Annotated in this window: 17 protein-coding genes; 8 read left to right on the top strand and 9 right to left on the bottom strand. The window is 72.5% G+C overall.

The annotated features are described in order from the left end of the window. Positions 1-51: 51 nt before the first annotated feature. Positions 52-822 (bottom strand): 3-oxoacyl-ACP reductase family protein, encoded by a 771-nt coding sequence (locus tag AB0C82_RS19510; RefSeq protein WP_362843334.1) that lies wholly within the window; start codon positions 820-822, stop codon positions 52-54. 256 nt (positions 823-1,078) lie between these two features. On the opposite strand from AB0C82_RS19510, the gene AB0C82_RS19505 reads away from it, so the two are divergent. From AB0C82_RS19505 to AB0C82_RS19470, 8 genes are all read left to right on the top strand, one after another. Beyond that, positions 1,079-2,095: a Gfo/Idh/MocA family oxidoreductase gene (locus tag AB0C82_RS19505; RefSeq protein WP_362843332.1), complete on the top strand. Its 1,017-nt coding sequence runs from the start codon at positions 1,079-1,081 to the stop codon at positions 2,093-2,095. Next, entirely contained in the window at positions 2,092-3,306 is a 1,215-nt protein-coding gene (locus AB0C82_RS19500) for an ATP-grasp domain-containing protein (protein WP_362843329.1), read from the top strand. The genes AB0C82_RS19505 and AB0C82_RS19500 overlap by 4 nt, the downstream gene beginning before the upstream one ends. 39 nt (positions 3,307-3,345) lie before the next feature. Continuing rightward, on the top strand, positions 3,346-4,629 hold the full coding sequence (locus AB0C82_RS19495; RefSeq protein WP_362843326.1) for a hypothetical protein: 1,284 nt from the start codon (positions 3,346-3,348) through the stop codon (positions 4,627-4,629). Further along, positions 4,616-5,890, top strand: a complete 1,275-nt coding sequence (locus AB0C82_RS19490) for an MFS transporter (protein WP_362843324.1) — start codon at positions 4,616-4,618, stop codon at positions 5,888-5,890. Before AB0C82_RS19495 ends, AB0C82_RS19490 begins: the two co-directional genes overlap by 14 nt. 56 nt (positions 5,891-5,946) lie before the next feature. Continuing rightward, the gene (locus AB0C82_RS19485) at positions 5,947-6,546 is read left to right on the top strand and encodes a phosphoribosylanthranilate isomerase (RefSeq protein WP_362843321.1); all 600 of its coding nucleotides are present in this window, start codon (positions 5,947-5,949) and stop codon (positions 6,544-6,546) included. Positions 6,547-6,731: 185 nt separating this feature from the next. Then, a complete protein-coding gene (locus AB0C82_RS19480) occupies positions 6,732-8,144 on the top strand; it encodes an AMP-binding protein (RefSeq protein ID WP_362843319.1) in 1,413 nt (470 codons plus the stop codon). After that, on the top strand, positions 8,141-8,863 hold the full coding sequence (locus AB0C82_RS19475) for a hypothetical protein (protein WP_362843316.1): 723 nt from the start codon (positions 8,141-8,143) through the stop codon (positions 8,861-8,863). Before AB0C82_RS19480 ends, AB0C82_RS19475 begins: the two co-directional genes overlap by 4 nt. A gap of 2 nt (positions 8,864-8,865) precedes the next feature. Next, a complete protein-coding gene (locus AB0C82_RS19470) occupies positions 8,866-10,137 on the top strand; it encodes an amidohydrolase family protein (RefSeq protein ID WP_362843313.1) in 1,272 nt (423 codons plus the stop codon). A gap of 23 nt (positions 10,138-10,160) precedes the next feature. On the opposite strand, the gene AB0C82_RS19465 is transcribed toward AB0C82_RS19470, so the two are convergent. From AB0C82_RS19465 to AB0C82_RS19430, 8 genes are all read right to left on the bottom strand, one after another. Next, entirely contained in the window at positions 10,161-10,826 is a 666-nt protein-coding gene (locus AB0C82_RS19465) for a flavodoxin family protein (protein ID WP_362843310.1), read from the bottom strand. After that, positions 10,796-11,395, bottom strand: a complete 600-nt coding sequence (locus AB0C82_RS19460; RefSeq protein WP_362843307.1) for an aminodeoxychorismate/anthranilate synthase component II — start codon at positions 11,393-11,395, stop codon at positions 10,796-10,798. The genes AB0C82_RS19465 and AB0C82_RS19460 overlap by 31 nt, the downstream gene beginning before the upstream one ends. Continuing rightward, positions 11,392-12,885, bottom strand: coding sequence for an anthranilate synthase component I family protein (locus AB0C82_RS19455; protein ID WP_362843304.1), 1,494 nt, complete (start codon positions 12,883-12,885; stop codon positions 11,392-11,394). The genes AB0C82_RS19460 and AB0C82_RS19455 overlap by 4 nt, the downstream gene beginning before the upstream one ends. Before the next feature lie 141 nt (positions 12,886-13,026). Continuing rightward, on the bottom strand, positions 13,027-13,704 hold the full coding sequence (locus AB0C82_RS19450) for a phenylalanine--tRNA ligase beta subunit-related protein (protein WP_362843301.1): 678 nt from the start codon (positions 13,702-13,704) through the stop codon (positions 13,027-13,029). Next, a complete protein-coding gene (locus AB0C82_RS19445; protein WP_362843299.1) occupies positions 13,701-15,014 on the bottom strand; it encodes a Gfo/Idh/MocA family oxidoreductase in 1,314 nt (437 codons plus the stop codon). The genes AB0C82_RS19450 and AB0C82_RS19445 overlap by 4 nt, the downstream gene beginning before the upstream one ends. A gap of 67 nt (positions 15,015-15,081) precedes the next feature. Beyond that, on the bottom strand, positions 15,082-16,197 hold the full coding sequence (locus AB0C82_RS19440; RefSeq protein ID WP_362843296.1) for an Ldh family oxidoreductase: 1,116 nt from the start codon (positions 16,195-16,197) through the stop codon (positions 15,082-15,084). Between the two features lie 43 nt (positions 16,198-16,240). Beyond that, entirely contained in the window at positions 16,241-17,548 is a 1,308-nt protein-coding gene (locus AB0C82_RS19435; RefSeq protein ID WP_362843293.1) for a M20/M25/M40 family metallo-hydrolase, read from the bottom strand. Continuing rightward, positions 17,541-18,443 (bottom strand): sugar phosphate isomerase/epimerase family protein, encoded by a 903-nt coding sequence (locus AB0C82_RS19430; protein WP_362843290.1) that lies wholly within the window; start codon positions 18,441-18,443, stop codon positions 17,541-17,543. Before AB0C82_RS19430 ends, AB0C82_RS19435 begins: the two co-directional genes overlap by 8 nt. Between the last annotated feature and the right edge of the window lie 3 nt (positions 18,444-18,446).

The raw sequence follows: 18,446 nt of genomic DNA, 5'->3' as shown, positions 1-18,446 counted from the left end.
GCATCTCCCCGGGGCTTCCTCGGTCCCTGCGCGTTCCGCGGGCCCGGCCCGCTACTTGGGCCGGCCGAGTCCCAGCTGGCTCGCCCAGCCGCCGTCCACACGCAGCAGTTCACCGGTGATGTACGTGGAGTCCTCGCCGGCCAGGAAGGACACCGCTCCGGCCACCTGCTCGGGTGTCGCGAACTCGCGCAGCGGCAGCTGCCGTTTGATGGTCCGGCCGCCGTCCTTCTCCAGCAGTCCGCCGATCAGGTCGGTGGTGGTGAACCCGGCGAGGACCGCGTTGACCCGGACCTCGAAGCGCGCCAGTTCGACGGCCGCGGCCCGGGTGAATGCGTTGACGGCCCCCTTGGATGCGGAGTAGTTGGACTGCCCGACCCAGCCGCCCTCACCCATGACCGAGGAGATGTTGATGACGTTGCCGTCGCGCTGGGACATGAAGTGACCCGCGACTGCCCGGGTGCAGTGGTAGACGCCGCCGACGTTGACCTTGAGCACCTCCCACCAGTCCTCGGGCGACTGGTCGAATATGAGTCCGTCCTGCGCGACTCCGGCGTTGTTCACCAGGATGTGCAGCCCGCCGAGGCCGGCCATGGTCTCGTCCACCAACCGCTGGGCGGCGTCCGCGTCCGACACGTCGGCCTGCAGGGCGATCGCCCGCCCTCCCAGGGCGGAGATCTCCTCGACCGTTCGCTCGGCCTCGTCCTTGCGGGAGCGGTAGTTCACGGCGACCGCGGCACCGTCGGCCGCGAGACGGAGCGCGATGGCCCGTCCGATGCCGCGGGAACCGCCGGTGACCAGGGCGACCCGGCCTTCGAGGCTCATCAATTGACTCCTTTTCCAGACGAATTAAATGGGTACAGCAATTTCGAATACGTCGAACAAGCGTATCCACCGCCCTTGTCGGGACGGGGGCCCGGCCGATATCACTTCGGCGGCAGGCCATGTTCCGTTCGAGGCAGCACCGGCCGCGAGAAAAGCCTTACAAGTGGTCCGCCAGGGGTCGGCGGAATTGGCCTGGCACCATCTCACCGCCCACTGCCAAGCTCCTTTCACTACGACAGCGAAGGGCGGTAAACAGATGAGGAAGAAAGGCAATTCACCTTCCGTCATCGTCGGATACGGACACGCGGGCCGCGATCTGCACCATCGCGCGCTGCGGGACATCACCGGCGGCCGGTCGACGGTGATAGCCGTCGATCCACGCCCCGCCGAGGTGGCGGGTGGAGAGTGGGTGCCGGACGTCCGCGGCGCGGTGACGGCGCTGTGGGCAGCCGGACACCGGGTGGCCGACGCCGTGTTCCATGTGGCGGTGCCGCCCGACGCCCACCGGGACTGCCTCGAACAGCTCCTGCACGCCGGGGCCCGGAACTTCATCCTGGAGAAGCCGATCGCGCACACCGTGCAGGAGGCCGCCCACCTCGTGGACCTCGCGGAGGCAACCGGGGCCACGGTGCTGCCGATGAGCGTCTGGCCGGCCAGCAGGGTCACCGAGGCCGCCGAGGAGCTCGTTGCCTCGGGGACGATCGGTGAGCCGGTCTCGTACCACATGGAGCAGAGCAAGCCCCGCTTCCGCCGTTCGCTGCAGAACCGGGGTCACGGCAGCGCCTTCGAGGTCGAGCTGCCGCACCAGCTGCTGCTCGCCCTGCACCTCGCCGGGCCCGTCGCGGAGGTGACCGGCTCGCGCGGATGGGATCTCCCGCTGCCCTCCGGCCGGCTCGCCCGGCTGGGCGGCGCCGAGGTCACGCTGCGCCACACCTCCGGCGTACGGACCACGCTGTACACCGATCTCGCCTCGCCGGTACGCCGGCGCCGGCTGCACATCCACGGCACCGAGGGCACCCTCGTGGCGGACTACCCGGTCTCCGGCGACGACGACTTCGGTCAGGTCCGCATCGCCGGGCGCCCGGTCCGCAAGGTCGTCCAGGACGCCCCGCTGACCCGGTTCATCGAGCAGGCGTACGCACACTTCCGCGGCGAGTGCCCGGCACCGCGCAGCGACCTCGCCCTGCACCTGGAGTCCATGGAGCTCCTCGACACCGCCCGCGCAGCCGCGTTCGCGGACTCCGGCACCCCGGCCCCGCAGGAAGCGGCATGAGCACCGTTCTGATCATCGAGCCCCGGTCCTCCGGACTGGAACTGGTGACCCGGGCCCATGAGCTCGGGCACACCACCCTCGTCCTGAGCGCCGGCACCGGGCCCGGCACCGCCCCGGCGAAGGCCGACCGGGTGATCACCGCCGACACCTCCGACCAGGCCGCCGTACTCGGCCTCATCCGAGCCCTGCACGCCGAGACCCCGCTGCACGCGGTCCTGCCCGGCTTCGAGCACTTCGTCTCGCTCGCCGCCCACGCCGCCGACGCGCTCGGCCTGCCCGGCATCGACCCGGCGGGCGTGGAGTCGCTGCGCCACAAGCACCGGATGCGCCGGGCCGTGGACGCGGCGGGACTCGACCAGCCCCGGTACCGGGTCGTCTCCAGCTCCCGGGCCGCCGCCTCCGCCTACGCGGAGCTGGGACCGGTGTGCGTGGTCAAGCCGGTCGACCAGTCGGGGAGCCTCGACGTCCGCAGGGCCGGCTCCGAGGCGGAGGCCGTGGCCGCGTTCCGCAAGGCGCTGCGCTCCGGCCGGGCCGACGGGTCGCGCGGCGGTCTCGGACTGGTGCTGGTCGAGGAGTACGTCGAGGGGCCGGAGTACAGCGTCGAGGGGTACGTCGAGGACGGCCAGGTGCACATCCTCGCCATCACCGAGAAGATCCTCGGGGCCGAACCGCACTTCGTCGAGGTCGGGCACATCGTGCCGGCCCAGCTGAAGACGTCGTCGGCCCACACGATCAGGACGTACATCGCCCGCGTCCTCGACTCCGTCGCCCTGGGCATCGGCCCCTTCCACGCCGAGCTGCGGATGTCCGCCCGCGGCCCGCTGCTGATGGAGGTCGCGGCCCGGCTGCCCGGCGACCGCATCCCCGACCTGCTGCGGCTCGCCTGCGGCCACGACCTGTACGAGATCATGCTGCGCTGCTACCTGGGCCTGCCCAACCCCGAACCGGCCGCACCCCGCACCGGCTCCCGGGCCGGCATCCGCTACTTCCTGCGGCCCGGCCTGGACACCTACCGCGAGTTCAGCGTCGACCCGTTGATCGAGTCCGATCCGAGGGTGCGGGAGATAGGCGTGCTCCTGCCACCGGGCAGTGCCCTGCCGGACCCCGGCAGCTCGGCGGGCCGGCTCGGATACGTGCTAGCAGCGGGCGCCTCGTACCGGGAGACGGCGAGGGTGCTGCTACGCGCCGAGAACGCCGTGACCTTCAGCTGAGCCATCCGCGGGACCGTCAGCCAACTATCCGGAGACCCGATGAACCGCCATATCCTCATCATCAACCGATGGACCAACTCCTTCGCGGAGTACCACCGTTACGTCGACCACACCGTTGACCGCGTCGCCTATCTGACCACCGCGGCGGGCCGTCCGCCGCTCGACGAGGAGCTGGCCGAGGACATCCGGGTACTGACCGATCTCTCCGACACCGGTGAGGTCCTGGCGCAGGCCACGGAACTCGTCGGCCTGTACGGCCCGTTCACCCACGTACTCGCGCTCTCCGAGTTCGACCTGGAGCCCGCGGGCGAGATCCGCCGGCACTTCGGCATCCCGGGGCGCGGCCCCCAGGAGGTGGCCGCCGTGCGGGACAAGGTCGTGATGAAGGGCCTGGTCGCGGCGGCCGGACTGCGGGTGCCCGTCTTCCAGGAGACGCCGACGGCCGGCCGGGTACGGGAGTTCGCCGCGCGCCAGGGCTTTCCGTTCGTGCTCAAGCCGCGCGCGGGCGCCGACAGCCAGGGCGTGCACGTGGTGCGTTCCGAGGACGGACTGGACGCCCTGCTGGACGGCGCCGACCTCGCCGACGCCCAGTGCGAGGAGTTCATCGACGGGGCGCTCTACCAGATCGACGGGGTGGTGAAGGGCGGCAAGCTGCTCACCTCGCGCGCCTGGCGCTGCGGTGGCAACTGCCTGGACTTCGCCACCGGCACGGCCTTCAGCTCGGTCGCCAACGACGACCGGGACTTCGAGAGGCGGGTGACCGGCTTCGCCGAGCGCGTGTGCGCCGCCCTCGCCCTCACCGACGACGTCTTCCACCTGGAGGTCTTCCGCACCCCCCGGCCCTCGGGCGACGGCGACGACCTGGTGTTCCTGGAGATCGGGGCACGGGCCGGCGGCGGTCAGGTCCGGGTCATCTGGGAGGAGGTGTACGGGGTCGACCTGGTCGCCGCGTCCGCACTGGTCCAGCTCGGCGAGGACGTGACGATCGAGCCGATGGACCTGGACGGACCGGTCGCCGGGTATCTGATGATGCCCGAGCCGCCCGTGCGCCCGGCCGTCGTGGACGCGGTGACCTCACTGGTGGACCGGGTTCCCGTGCTCTGCTCCGAGACACTGCCGCCGCCCGGCACGGTCCTGCGCGGCAACGGAGGCGCCGTGCACACCGCCGGCACGTTCCGCTACCGCGGGGACAGTTCGGCGGAGGTCGAGGAGGCGATCCGGCAGACGCTCGCCTCCTACCGGCTCGACTGGCATCCGCTCGACGAGCAGCCCGCAGGCGCCGGGGGGCCGGTAGTCCGGGAGGCTGTCCATGTCGTCGGCTGAGCTCCTCGACCGGGCCGGGCCGCAGGCCCCGGAGCCGGCCCGCGGGCTGTGGCACCACCGGGACTTCCGCAGGCTCTGGGCCGGGCAGACGGTCTCCCTGCTCGGCTCCCGGGTCACCGAACTGGCCCTGCCGATCACCGCGATCGTGCTGCTGGACGCGAGCCCCGCCCAGCTGGGACTGCTGAACAGCGCCCAGTACCTGCCGGTGCTCTGCGTCACCCTGCTCGCCGGAGTGCTGGCCGACCGGGTGCGCCGCCGTCCACTCCTGATCACCGCCAACCTCGGGCGGGCCGCGATCCTCACCGCGGTGCCGCTGCTCGCCTGGCTGGGCGGGCTCGACATCTGGGCCCTGTGCGCCGTGGCGTTCGCGACCGGGGTGCTCACCGCCCTGTTCGACGTGGCGTACCAGGCGTACGTGCCCTCCCTGGTGGCCAAGGAGCAGCTGGTCGAGGGCAACAGCAAGCTGCAGGCGAGCCGTTCGGTCGCGGAGACCGCGGGTCAGGGTCTCGGCGGGACGCTGATCCAGGTGCTCACGGCGCCCGTGGCCATCCTGGTCGACTGCCTGGGCTATCTCTTCGGCGCGGCCATGCTGCTGCGGATCCGCACCCCGGAGACCCGGCCGGTCCGCGCGCCCGGTGCCAGGCCCTCCGTCCGCAAGGACATCGCCGCGGGACTGCGCATGACGCTGAACAGCAGGCTGCTGCGCGTGATCATGCTGCACGCGTCCCTGTACAACCTGCTCTGGGACGTCGTCCTGGTCGTCTTCCCGCTCTACGCCATCCGGGTCCTGCACCTCGGCCCGGCCGGACTCGGCGTGATCATCGCGGTCGGCAGTATCGGTGCGCTCGGCGGGGCCCTGTCCGCCGGACCGCTCGGGAAGCGGCTCGGGGTGGGCCGCACCATGGTGTTCGGCATGATCATCGCCTCGTCGGCGACGCTGCTGCTGCCGCTCGCGGCCGGTTTCGGCAGCGGCCCCGCGTCCGTGCTCCTCGGCGTCAGCTACGTCCTCAACGGCTTCGGCATCGCGATCTTCAACATCCACTCGATCACGCTGCGCCAGGCGACCGTGCCCCCGGAGCTCATCGGCCGGGTCAGCGCCACCTTCCGGTTCCTCACCTGGGCGGTGATCCCGGTGGGCGGGCTGCTCGGCGGGCTGCTCGCCTCGGCGGCCGGTCCGCGGGCCGCACTGGCCGTGACGGCCTGCGGACTGACCGCGGGGGCGCTGCTCTTCCTGTGCTCACGTACCGCCGTCCGGTCGTGAGCACCGGCCCTGACAGCATCGACGTCACCACTCCCGTTCCGGATCCAGGAGGAAACGTGTACATCAAGGTATGCGGGCTGAGCCGCCCCCAGGACGTGGCGGCCGCGGTCGGCGCCGGGGCCGACGCGATCGGCTTCGTGCTCACGCCGAGCCCCCGCCAGGTCACCCCCGCGGCCGTCCGCGCGCTGACCGCCCTGGTGCCGGAGGGCACCGCCACGGTCGCCGTGTTCCGCGGGGAGCCGCTCGACGAGGTGCGCCGGGCCGCGGCCGAGGCGGGCGTCGACACCGTGCAGCTGCACGGCGGGGAGCCCCCCGAGGCGTTCGCCGCGCTGCGCGCCGACGGGTTCCGGCTGATCCGGGCCACCTCCCCGGAGGGCGGGGCGCCGCTGGAGAGCGGTGCGTACGGAGAGGACCTGCTGATCATCGACTCGCCCCGGCCCGGCTCCGGCGAGCGCTGGGACCCGGCCGCTCTCGGGGTCTCCCCCACCGGTCCGTGGCTCCTCGCCGGCGGGCTCTCCCCGGACAACGTCGCCGGGGCGGTCACCGGTATGCGGCCGTGGGGGGTGGACGTCTCCAGCGGCGTGGAGCACACGCGCGGCGTCAAGGACCCGGACCTGATCAGGCAGTTCGTGGCGGCGTCCAGAGCGGCCGCGTGAGCGCGGCGGCCCCCGCCGCACTGCCACCAAGAGCGAACGGACTGTCTCCTAAGGCGAATTGAGGACGCATCGGCGTGGCCCGCAGTATCGGATAGCCGCTTCCCGGACGCGTACGGGCGCACCCGGGCACCCACCTGGTGCACGGCACTCCGTCCACCGCACCCGCCGAATCACCTGGGGGATCCATGTGGCTGCCCACATCCGGGAAGCACCGCGACTTCATCGAGCGCTATCTGAGCCTGCACGACCGCTACACCGCGGGTGAACTCGGCGACGACGAATGGGGGGTGTGGGCGCAACGGCAGCTGCGCGAGGTCGTCGCGCTCGCGCAGGACGGCTCACCCTTCTACGCCCGTCACCTGGCCGGTGTGCCGGCCGCCGGGCTCACCCTCGACGACATGCGTTTCCTGCCCTTCACCACGAAGGACGATCTGCGTACGGCCATGTCCGACGTCCTCAGCCGTGATCTCGACGAGGCCTGCTTCTACTACGAGACCACCGGCACCACCGGACCGGCCACCCCCTGCCCCCGCGACCCGCGCGAGGTGATCGCCTCCAACGCCCATGTGACGGAGAGCTGGCGGAACATCTTCGCGGATGTCTTCGGCGACCGGGCCCCGCGCGTCGGCGTGATGGGCCCCACCGAGGTGCACTCGCTCGGCGACACCCTCGGTGACGTGGCCCGCAACGTGGGATCGGCCGTCGCCAAGATCTGGCCGTACTCCCCCGTCATCGGCTTCCCCAAGGCCCTGCAGCTGATGCGGGACCTGGCCCTGGACGTGGTGTTCTGCACACCGAACGTGGCGCTCTCGCTGGCCCGGGCGGCCCGCGAGCAGGGGCTCGACCCGCGCCGCGACTTCGCCGTGAAGGTCTTCCTGGTCACCGGCGAGATGTGCACCCCCGACCTCGCCCGTCAGATCGACCAGGCCTGGGGCGCCCGGACGTACAACGCGCTCTACGGCTCCCAGGAGACCCTGGTCATCGCCTCGGCCTGCGCACACGGCCGGCTCCACCTGGCCCGGCCCAACTACATCGCCGAGCTGGTCGATCCGGACACCGGCGTCGCACTCGGTGACCGGGGGACCGGGGAACTGGTCGTCACCATGCTGATCGACGGGATCAAGCCGCTGATCCGCTACCGCACAGGCGACCTGGTCGAACTCTCCGACAACGCGTGCGGCTGCGGCATCCGGGGCCCCGTCATGCGGGTCGTCGGCCGTACCCGCGACCGGATCGTGCTGGGCGGTCACAGCTTCCAGGCCTGGCAGATCGAGCGGGCCGTGCTGTGCCGGATCGATCACAGCTACGGCTACCAGGTCGTCATCGACCGCGCCGAGGACGGCGAGGACCTGCTCACCGTCCGGCTCGACCTGCCCGACGGGCCCGTACCCGGGCTGGAGGCCGCGCACGCTGCGCGGGTCGCCGACGCGCTCGGGGTGCGGTGCCGGGTGGAGCTTCCGGACGAGCTGGACCCGGTCACCACGACCGGCGCCTTCGTCAGCTGGAAGGCCGCGCGCATCCACGACCGGCGTACCGCCGTCGACCACGAGACGGCTGCCGCCCGCCGGCTCGCCGGGGCCAGGGGGCACCGCGCATGACCGAGCCCCTGTTCCGCGCCCTGAGCGTCCGCGGCGGCGACGCCGACTCCGACTCCGACGCGACACCGTTCCCCATCCTGTGGGAGCCCGCCCGGATACCCCACTCGCCGCTGCTGCGGCCCGGCACCCTGCGCGTCGGCACCCTCGGCCCGGACGGCACCACGTCGATGGTCGCCCTCGCCCGCCTCGGGCGCCGGCTCGCCCACCTCGGGGGCCCCGTGGTGGAGCCCGTGCCGTACGACTCCTTCGAGGAGCTGCTCGCCGCCGTCGGCAACCGCGGCGGCCCCGCCTACGCCCTGGTGCCGGGGGCCGCCGAGTGCGCGACCCGTTTCTTCTGGTCGCCCCGGCTGCGGCTGGACGCCACCTTCTCCTCGCCGACCCCCGAGTACGGCATCGCGGCCCCGGCGCCGCGGCTGCGCGAGGGAGTCCTGCGGCTCGCGACCCTGCACGAGACCCGCCGCCTGGTGGAGCTGCTCGACGGGGCCGAGGGCGGCCGGGGCGGTTACGACATCGCCTGGGTACCCGCCGAGTCCACCATGCACGCGGCCCAACTGGTCACCGAGGGACGCGCGGACGCCGCCGTCACCAACGAGCCGGGACGCGCCGCGCACCGGCTGAGGTTCCACGTCTCGCGGCCGGGCGTCCCCATGGTGTGGATGGTGTTCGGGCCCGCGGTCCTCGCCCGGCCCGAGGCCGGCCGACAGCCTCTGGGGAGTTGATCGTGACCACTGACCGCCGACTGCTGCTGCACGACGTCACCGTCCAGGAGGGGCTGGGCCGCGCCTCGCTGCCCGCCCGCTCCGTACTGGTGGCGGGGGATCGCGTCGAGGCCGTGCTGCCGGCCGCCGAGGCTCCCGCCGAGGGCGACTTCGTCCGCTGGGACCTGGCCGGGGCGGCGGTGATGCCCGGCATGACGCTGGGCCACACCCACATCGCGTACGTCAATGTCACCACCGGCCGCGAGACGCTGTTCAAGTACCGGGTGCCCGAGGTCGCTCTGCACGCCGCCCGGCACGCGGCGGACCTGCTGAGCTGCGGATACACGGCGTTCGTCGGAGCCGGATCGGTCGCCGGGATCGACATGGCCCTGAAGAACGCGATCGAGGCCGGTGTCATCGCCGGCCCGCGCATCACCCCGTGCAGCCGCGACCTGATGGTGTCCGGCCCGCCGGGGCGCCGTTCGCCCGAGCTCAAGGAGCGGATGCCGCGCGAGCTGATGCCCGTCGTGGACGTCCTCGGCGATCTGGTGAAGTACACCGAGGAGGAGATCGACGAGGGCGCCGAGTTCATCAAGGTCTTCTCCTCCGGAGACGACACCTTCCCCAACGCGCGCTCCGAGGAACTTCTCTTCACCCGTGAGGAGTTGTCCCTGGTCGTGGAGACCGCGCACCGGCGCGGTGCCCGGGTACGGGCCCACTCCCGGGGTCTGGCCGGCATCCGCAACGCGCTGGCCGCCGGGGTCGACGTCATCGACCACGCCACCTACGCGGACGACAGGGCGCTCGACGAGATCGCCGGGCGCGGCGTGTTCGTGGTGCCGAGCCTGTTCCAGCCCGACCGGCTGCTCGCTCTCGGGGAGCGGTTCGGCAAGGCCCCCGACTATCTGGAGTCCCTGGACTTCCGGGACGAGATCGAGAACACCCTGCGCTTCCTGCCGCTGGCCGAGAGCCGCGGCATGAAGATCGTGCCGGGCGACGACTTCGGCTTCGCCTGGACCCCGCACGGCACGTACGCGGACGAGCTGGTGATGTACGTCGAGCGGGCCGGCATCCCGCCCGAGACGGTCCTCAAGTGGGCCTGCGCCCACGGGGCCGAGCTGGCCGGACGCGGTGCGGACGCCGGGGTCGTGGCACCGGGCCGCCTCGCCGACCTGGTGGTCTGGGACCGCGACCCGGCGGCGGACCTCACGGTGCTCCAGGACAAGGGGGCGCTGCGGTCGGTGCTGGTCGGCGGGCGGCACGTGGCGGGGCCGGTGGCACCGCCCGCCCGCTGAACCGGCGGACCCGGCCGGGCTGTTCACCCCGTGGGGCTGAGCAGTCCGGCCCTTTCGTTGCGGGGCAGGGACAGCAGCCGTGCGGTGTCCCCTCGGCCGCCGTGCGGCAGCAGCAGGAGCCGCAGCAGGTCGATCATGCGCTCGATCAGCCCTCGGGCGGCGGCCAGGCCCTCCTGGTCCTCGCCCGGCGCGAACTGGTCGTGCACGAAGGCGGGGAAGCCGCTGCCCGGCACGATCATCCGGTTGAGCAGGACGTTGTCGATGAGCTGCCCGTAGACCCGGTCGTGGCTGTAGCGCCGCCCGGTGACCACCACTCCGGCCACCTTGTTGGCGAGCGGGCGGTCGAAGCGCAGGTGCCCGACCCCGGCCCGCTCGATGAAGTTCTGCATGACGCCCGCCAGCCCGAAGCCGTGCACCGGCGCCGCGTACAGCACCCCGTCGGCCCGTACGAGCCGGTCTATCAGGGCCGGCACATCGTCGTCCAAGGAGCACGGCAACGGCCGCACATTGCAGTCGCCGCAGGGGCCGCAGGGCGTGATGTCGTACTCGGCGAGCGGAATGACATCGAGGTGCACGCCGTGCTCGGCGGCCTGGGCGGCCAGCATTCGCAGCACGCGGCCGGTGAGCCCGTCGGGCCGTTCGGAGCCGTTCAGGGCGGCTATCGACGCCCAGGGACGGTGGTCAGCCATGGCTGTATCCCTTCGAGGAAGTTGGTGATGAACGCGGATCCGGTCTGTGTGGTGATGCTTTCGGGGTGGAACTGCACGCCTTCGACGGCCAGCCGGCGATGGCGCAGTCCCATCACGCAGCCGTCCTCCCGCGCCCGTGCGGTCACCATGAGCTCGTCGGGCAGCGGATCCGCGACGGCCAGGGAGTGGTAGCGGGTGACCTCGGTACGGTCGGCGAGGCCCGCGAAGACCCCGGACCCGTCGTGGTCGAGGCGGCTGGTCTTGCCGTGCACGATGCGCGCCGCCCGCTCGATCCGGCCGCCGTAGGCCAGCCCGATGGCCTGGTGGCCCAGGCAGATCCCGAGCAGCGGGACCCGGCCGGCGAAGTGGCGTACGAGTTCCGGGTGGCCGGAGTCGGCCGGGTGCCCGGGACCCGGTCCCAGGACCACCGCGTCCGGGCGGCGGGCGTCCAGCTCGGCCGGGGAGTGTGCGAGCGCGGTGACGACGTCCGTGTGGGCGCCCTGCTCGCGCAGGTAGTGGTCGATGATGTGGACGAAGCTGTCGCGTGCGTCGACGAGCAGGATCCTCATGCCGTCAGCACCTCGCCCGTCAGCGCGGCGTAGACCGCGCTCATCTTGATCAGCGTCTCGCGCCATTCGCCGTCGGCCGAGGAGTCGGCGACGACGCCGGCGGACGCCTGCAGCGCGTAGGTCCCGGTGTCGGGGTCGTGGACGGCGGTACGGATGCACAGGGCGAGGGTCGCCGCGTGCCCGCGGACGTCGATCAGGCCCAGGGCGCCCGCGTAGGCGCCGCGCGGCCTGCCCTCGATCTCCTGGATCAGCTCCATGGCGCGGACCTTGGGCGCCCCGGTCATGGTGCCCGCGGGGAAGGTGGCGCGCAGGGCGGACCACACGTCGGCGCCTTCGGCCAGCTCGCCGCGCACCGTGGAGACGAGGTGGTGGACCTGGGCGAAGTGCTCGACGGCCATCATCTGTCCGACGGCGAGGCTGCCCGGCACGGAGACCCGGGCCACGTCGTTGCGGCACAGGTCGACGAGCATGATGTGCTCGGCGCGTTCCTTCTCGTCCGCGTGCAGCGCGGCGACACGGCGGGCGTCCTCGGCGGGGTCGGCGGCCCGCGCGATCGTGCCGGCGATGGGCCGCATCGCCAGGGTCCGCCCCTCGATCCGCAGCAGCAGTTCGGGGCTGGCCCCGACCAGGGTGCGGCCCGCCCACGGCACCAGGTACATGTACGGCGACGGGTTGCTCCGGCGCAGCCGGCGGTAGGCGTCGATGGCCGGCAGCGGCGTCGTCACCTCGATGCGGTGGCCGATCTGGATCTGGTAGACGTCGCCCGCCCTGATGTGCTCCAGACAGCGGCGCACCCGCTCGGTGAACTCCTCCCGGCGGACGGTGCGGCGCACGGAGTACGGCCGGGGGGCGGGGGGCACCGGGGCCCCGGCCTCGTCCGGCAGGGTGCGCACCAGTGCCGAGAGATCGGCGCCCAGCACGCCCGGGTCACCGAACTCGGGCGCTGTCGCGTGAAGTTGCTGGCTCTCGCCGGTCGCCAGGTCGTAGGTGACGACGTGCCGGAAGAGCGTGAGGGTGATCTCCGGGTCACGGCCGGGGGTACGCGGCGGCAGCTGCTCCAGGTGCCAGGCGGCCTCGTAGCCCAGGACGGCGAGGAACCCGAAGGCGTAACTGTCGAGCGGTACGTCGGTCTCCACGGCGAAGGCCCCGTTCACGGCCTCCAGCAGGTGCCGCACTCCGTCGCGGGCGCGGTCGGCGAGCGGGCGCAGCCGGTCCACGAGCTCCGGCACCCCGTCCAGGCCGATCCGCCCGTCCCGCACGATGATCCGGGCCAGTGCCTCGGCCCCGACCGCGGCGACGCGGCAGTCCTCGTCGGGTCCGGCCAGGCTCTCGAAGAGGAACACCTGGTCCTCGCCGAGCAGCCGGCGCAGCTCGGCGCCCAGGGCGAGCGGTTCGTGCGGCGGCAGCGGGGTGCGCGCGACGGTCACCCGCAGGGGTGCGGCGACCGCCGGCGGTGGCGCTGCGGCGGGCTCGACGGCGGTCATGGTCATCGTGGGCGGTCTCTTTTCGGTACGGGGGTCGGTCAGCGACGTAGCTCCAGCCAACCAACAGCGCGTACCTGCCAGGCAGTCCACTGTCCCGGGCCGGCGGCGGACCACTTGACCGCCCCGCCCGGGAGACCACCGGGGCCTCTACCGCCCCGCCCCGCCCAGGAGTTCGGCCGCCGCCAGCAGCGCGTCCCGGCAGGTGTCCTCGTCGACACCGGGGACCGAACAGGCCAGCAGCAGCACCCGGCGGGTCTCCTTGGTCACCGCCTGGTGGACGCCGTCCCGGTGGGCGAACTGCGACAGCACGCGCTTCTCGTCGGCGAGCACCAGCCCGCCGGCCTCCAGGGTCACCGGCCCGTCCGCGCCGAGTGCGGTGAACTCCTCGGTGCCGTCGGTCAGCCGCAGCGCCACCTCGCCCTCCAGCATGTCCCGGTCGAACAGGCCGAGCGCGACGAGGTCGCGCACCGCCACCGCGTTGACCGCGTCGACGACCGGGTTGATCCTGGGCCAGGATCCGAGCGGCTTGGCCCGCAGCCCCCGGTCGATCAGGGCCTGCACGGAGGGCGGCCGCTTGTCGGGGTGGCTGCCGATGAGACGGCTCAGCTCGCGGTAGGCGGCGATGTTCGGGGCCGCGCGCACCTCGGCGCGGCTCGCCCCGGTCCACTGCGCGTGGGCCTCGGCCCAGACCGCTTCGGCCGGTGCCGGGCCGGTGGAGGGGATCTGCGCCTCCAGGGTCAGGACCTGGACGCCGGGCACGACCGCGCGGGCGTCGGGTGTCACGGCGACCTTGCGGAAGGTGGGTGTGGTCCTCGGGGTGGTCATCGGGTTCCTCCGGAGAAGGTGAAGGTGTCGAGCGTGTGCAGGTCCAGGTCCTCGGCGGTGAGGACGCGTTCGGTGTCGATGAGGATGTTGTAGTGGTTCGGCGCGTGGCACTCGTCGAATCCGGCCACCCGTCCGATCGGCCCGCGCGGCCCCGAGACCACGTCGCCCCGGTCGATCACCGTGCCGGTGGGGAACTCGGCGAAGCCCAGGAAACCCACGTGGTCGACGCGGTCCCCGGTGGCGGAGGGCCGGTCGGTGGTGGTGACCAGCTCGTGCACGTCACCGGCCCGCACACAACGGGACTGCCAGGGCGACAGCCTCATGCCACGGTCCGCACGCCGGTGGAACAGCAGCTTCACCAGGTGGGCGGAGACCGGCTCCTTGGCGGACATCCGCAGCCGCTGCTCCTTGGTCCGGCCGATGCCGTACGCCTCCTCGACCAGGTCGACGATGTGCGGGCCCCGGTCCGGCCCGGTCCGGCCGTCACGCACCACCCGGTGGAAGTCCGCCATGATGCCCGCGTACTCGTGGTCGAGGGAGGACTTGAAGGCCTCGAAGCCGTCCAGCATGTCGGCGTACAGCTCCCGGCCGTCCTTGAGGTGCACGGTGATGTCCTTGTGCTCACCGGTCTCCAGGGCCCAGTCCAGGTCCACGTGGACCGGGATGCCGTCGGCGGTGGCCAGGCTCAGTTCGGCGCAGAACTCGACGCCGGCCCGGACCTCACCGATCGTGGCGTCGGTCAGCGTGAGGGGGCCGAGCACGGTCTCCAGGGCGTCCAGGGCGTTGGGGCCGTTGTCGATGACACAGCCGCCGCCGCAGCGGTCGAGGTCCTGGTACCAGCGGTCGGCGCCGGTGTGCTCCTCGATCTTCTCCTGGTAGCGGCTGGTGACGTGGGAGATGAGGCTGGGCTCCGGCAGCCGTTCCGCCAGGTCCCGCACATGGGTGTTGTAGCGGCGGTGGAAGGCGGTGAACAGCGTCGCACCGTGCTCCTCGGCCAGCTGTATCAGGCGGTGCGCGTCCGCGGCGTGGACGGTCAGCGGCTTCTCGCAGCAGACGTGGACGCCGGCCCGCAGGACGTCGGCCACGACCGGGGCGTGCGCGTGGTTGGGCAGGGTGACGACCACACCGTCCACCAGGCCCGAGGCGAGCAGGTCACGGTGGTCGGTGAACATGACGGTCCCCGGGGGGAAGCCGGTCAGCTTCGCCCGGTCGAGGTCGCAGACGGCGGTCAGCCGCAGCTCCGGGTCGTCCTCGATGGCCTGCAGGAAGAAGGGGGCGATGACGCCCACGCCGATGACTCCGATACGCATGATGGTTGGGTCCTTTCCGTTTCCGTGGTGGTTTCGGGTCGCGGAGCCGCGGGGCTCCGCCGTCGCTTCAGGCCGCGGGCTGCAGGCTCCGGCCGGTCAGCGCGTCGGGCGCCGGCACCATCAGCTGCTCGGCGAGCGCGGTCAGGCCCTCGGCCACCGGTCCCGGCAGCTCGACGCCGTCGCGCTGCGACTGCGCGTAGCGCAGGGCCTCGGGGGCTCCGGGATAGGTGACGCCCCGTGTCGCGTAAGCGGCGGCCGGGGAATTCGCGACCGTGTCGAGCAGGATGCGGTTCTCGGCGGCGATCGCCCGCGCGGAGCCGAACGCCGACGGGTCGATCACGATCGCCGTGTGACCCACGTTGTCGTCGCCCGCCGGTTCGCCCTTCAGCACGCCGGGCCGGGGGCCGTACGCGGCGCCGGAGAGCGGGCCGCACAGCAGGTCCACCAGCAGGGCGAGCCCGAAGCCCTTGGCGCCACCGGTCGAGGCCGGCCCGCCGAGCCAGGCGACGTCCGCCTCCTCGGCCATGAAGTCGGCCGGGTCCGAGGTCGGCGTGCCGTCGTGGCGGACCAGCCACTCCTGCGGGACCTCCTGGCCCTCCCGGTACGCGGCCTTGATCTTTCCGGTGGCGACCACCGTGGTGCTCATGTCGAGGACGAAGGGCGCGCCCTCGGTCACCGGGACGGCCGCGCTGAGCGGGTTGGTGCCGAGCATCCGCACGGTGCCGCCGAGCGGCGGGGCGACGCCCTGGGCGCCGCAGTTCGTCATCGCCAGGCCGATCAGACCGACGGCGGCCGCCTTCTGCGTGTAGTAGCCGGCGCTTCCGAAGTGGGTGCTGTTGCGTACGGCGACCATGCCTATGCCGGTCTGGCGCGCCTTGGCCATGGCGATGTCCATGGCCAGGTCCATGGTGACGAGGCCGAGCCCCCTGTCCCCGTCGAGCAGGGCGGCCCCGGCGGTCTCCCGCACGACGTGCGGTGCGGCACCGGCGTCGATCCGGCCGTCGAGCAGGCGGGGGGCGTAGATGTTCACCAGTCCGTTGGTGCCGTGCGTGGTGAAGCCGTTCGCGTCGGCGTACGTGATGACGTCGGCGGCGGTGCGAGCCGATTCGGTGTCCAGGCCACATTCGATGAGGACGTTGCGGACGAAGGCGGTGAGTTCGGCGAGGGGAACACGGACGGTCATGACAAGTCCTCCGGTCGTGGATAAGTTGGCGGAAAATGACGGATCAGGCGGTGCGGGCGGCGAACGCGTGCACCAGTTCCTTGATGCGCCGGGCGTACGTGTCCAGGTCGTCCAGGTGGACGAACTCGTCCGGTGTGTGCGCGCCGTTGGCGTCGAGGCGGCCCGGTCCGCAGGCCACGACATAGCGGCCGGGGCCCGGTGCCCAGATCGCGTCGCACGTGAACGCGGAGCCGTCGGCGAGACCGTCGTGGCGGACGAACCCGGCGTCGTTCAGGAACAGTTCGGCTTCCGCGTCACGGTTGTTCAGGGTGGGCAGGCCCTGCTTCAGCCAGTCGAGGCGGACGATCCGGCGCCAGTCCTTCACCGTGCGGCGGCTGAACGGGTCGTGGGCGTGGGAATGGGCGAACTCGGTACGGGCCTCCTCGATCAGCACTTCGAGGGAGGCGGCGAGCAGCTCGGCCTGCTCGGTCGCCGGGTAGGCGATGTTGAGCAGCAACTGCCCACCGCCGTACACCCGGTTGTGCGCCGTGCCGGTGTGCAGGCCCGACACGCAGAGCTTGGCCCCCATCCCGTGGGCGAGCGGGCCGAGCCGGCGGGCGAGGAAGTCCGCGAGGAAGCCCAGGAGCACGGTGGCGTTGTGGCCGTCGGCGGGGTGGTCGTCGGTGGAGTCCTGGCCCGTCACGGTGATCCGCGGGGTCATCGCGGCGGTGCAGCCGTCCATGAAGGTGTTGCCCGTGGGCTCGGCGAACACCATCAGGCGCCCGGTGTACCCCGCGTCGACCAGCGCCCGGGTGCCGTACGTGCCCATCGCGCCGCCCTCCTCGCCGGGAACGGAGGCGATCTGCACCTCGATCCGGTCCTTCAGCCCCGGGTCCTCGGCGAAGGCGGCGGCCACGCCGGCCGCGGCGGCGACCCCCGGGCCCTTGTCGTCGACGGCGCCCCGGCCGTGCAGCACCCGCCCCTCCAGGCGCGGCGCGACGTGCGGTCCGACCGTGTCCACGTGGAAGTTGACGACCAGCCGGCGCTCCTGCGGCTGCGGGGATCCGAGGGCGACCACCACGGAGGGCTGCCCGGCCAGGAACGCGGAGAGGTCGCGGCGGGCCATCTCGCGCACCGTGGCCGGCACCTCGGGCCGCTCCAGCAGTTCCGGTGCGGGCGGCCCGTGCAGGGCGACACGGAAGCCCCGCTCCACGGCTCCCTCCAGGAACACCCGCTGCGCGCGGGCCGCCCCGTCCATCGGGCCGCCTTCCAGGGGCGAGACCGAGTCGACGGCCATCAGCTCGGTCAGCCACTCCAGATCCGCGGCCGCGAGGCCGCCGTCGGTGCGGGTCGTGCGGGCCGTCTCAGCCATGATGGCTCTCCTCCCAGTACGTACGGCTGTCCGTGGTGTCGACGCCGAGCAGCCCGATGCAGCGCCGGGTGTACTCCCGGTATCCCTCGGCGAGTGCGGCCGGATCGCCCGACAGCCCCAGATGCGGGATGTGGGCCAGATGCGGCTCCAGGCTGTAGTGGCCGCGGTAGCCGTGCTCCTCCAGCAGCCGCACGCACTGGGCGACCTGGGCCGTGCCCTCGCCGGGCATCGTGAACTCGGCCGCGCCGCCGGAGAGGATCCCGTCCTTGATGTGCACGTGCTCCACCCACGGGACCACACGGCGCAGGAAGTCGAGGGAGTCGTAGCCGTACGCGATCCCGTTGCCCGTGTCGAACAGCAGCCGCAGGCGGGGACTCGCGACCTCCTCCAACATGCGCACCGAGTGCGCGGCGCTCTGCCCGGCCCAGCCCTGGCAGTTCTCGTGCAGCAGCGTCACGCCCAGGCGCTCCGCCTCGCGGGCCAGCATCCGCATCCGGCGCAGCGACTCGGTGCGCCACTCGCGCTCCGGCCGGCCGTCGTTGGGGTACGACATGACGCGCAGCCGGTCGCAGCCGAGCAGTGCCGCCGCCTTGGCGGAACGCTCCAGCGCCGCGAGCTCGCCGTCCATGCCGGTGGCGACGCTGGTGGACCAGGAGCCGACCGGGGTGTCCACGACCGGCACCCGCAGGCCCGCGACGATGGTGCGCCGGGCCAGGTCGGCGGCTTCGCCGGCGGGCAGCTCGTGCAGGCCGAGACCGTCGACGGTGCGCAGCTCGATCGCGCTCATGCCCAGTTCGTGATGGATGGCCAGCTGGCCCACGAGATCGGGGGCGGCCTCGTCCCCGATGCCGCACAGCCGGTCCACGGTGATGCCCTGGAGGTCTCGCACCGACACCGC

The sequence above is a fragment of the Streptomyces sp. NPDC048560 genome, from assembly GCF_040650955.1.
Classification (GTDB): domain Bacteria; phylum Actinomycetota; class Actinomycetes; order Streptomycetales; family Streptomycetaceae; genus Streptomyces.
The sequence above is the reverse complement of the archived record's forward strand: the minus strand, read 5'-3'. Positions and strand labels throughout refer to the sequence as shown.

Excerpts from the sequence above, each read along its gene's own strand:
- AB0C82_RS19510 (WP_362843334.1), bottom strand. The coding sequence starts at position 822 with ATGAGCCTCGAAGGCCGGGTCGCCCTGGTCACCGGCGGTTCCCGCGGC.
- AB0C82_RS19505 (WP_362843332.1), top strand. The coding sequence starts at position 1,079 with ATGAGGAAGAAAGGCAATTCACCTTCCGTCATCGTCGGATACGGACAC.
- AB0C82_RS19500 (WP_362843329.1), top strand. The coding sequence starts at position 2,092 with ATGAGCACCGTTCTGATCATCGAGCCCCGGTCCTCCGGACTGGAACTG.
- AB0C82_RS19495 (WP_362843326.1), top strand. The coding sequence starts at position 3,346 with ATGAACCGCCATATCCTCATCATCAACCGATGGACCAACTCCTTCGCG.
- AB0C82_RS19490 (WP_362843324.1), top strand. The coding sequence starts at position 4,616 with ATGTCGTCGGCTGAGCTCCTCGACCGGGCCGGGCCGCAGGCCCCGGAG.
- AB0C82_RS19480 (WP_362843319.1), top strand. The coding sequence starts at position 6,732 with ATGTGGCTGCCCACATCCGGGAAGCACCGCGACTTCATCGAGCGCTAT.
- AB0C82_RS19475 (WP_362843316.1), top strand. The coding sequence starts at position 8,141 with ATGACCGAGCCCCTGTTCCGCGCCCTGAGCGTCCGCGGCGGCGACGCC.
- AB0C82_RS19465 (WP_362843310.1), bottom strand. The coding sequence starts at position 10,826 with ATGGCTGACCACCGTCCCTGGGCGTCGATAGCCGCCCTGAACGGCTCC.
- AB0C82_RS19460 (WP_362843307.1), bottom strand. The coding sequence starts at position 11,395 with ATGAGGATCCTGCTCGTCGACGCACGCGACAGCTTCGTCCACATCATC.
- AB0C82_RS19455 (WP_362843304.1), bottom strand. The coding sequence starts at position 12,885 with ATGACCATGACCGCCGTCGAGCCCGCCGCAGCGCCACCGCCGGCGGTC.
- AB0C82_RS19450 (WP_362843301.1), bottom strand. The coding sequence starts at position 13,704 with ATGACCACCCCGAGGACCACACCCACCTTCCGCAAGGTCGCCGTGACA.
- AB0C82_RS19445 (WP_362843299.1), bottom strand. The coding sequence starts at position 15,014 with ATGCGTATCGGAGTCATCGGCGTGGGCGTCATCGCCCCCTTCTTCCTG.
- AB0C82_RS19440 (WP_362843296.1), bottom strand. The coding sequence starts at position 16,197 with ATGACCGTCCGTGTTCCCCTCGCCGAACTCACCGCCTTCGTCCGCAAC.
- AB0C82_RS19435 (WP_362843293.1), bottom strand. The coding sequence starts at position 17,548 with ATGGCTGAGACGGCCCGCACGACCCGCACCGACGGCGGCCTCGCGGCC.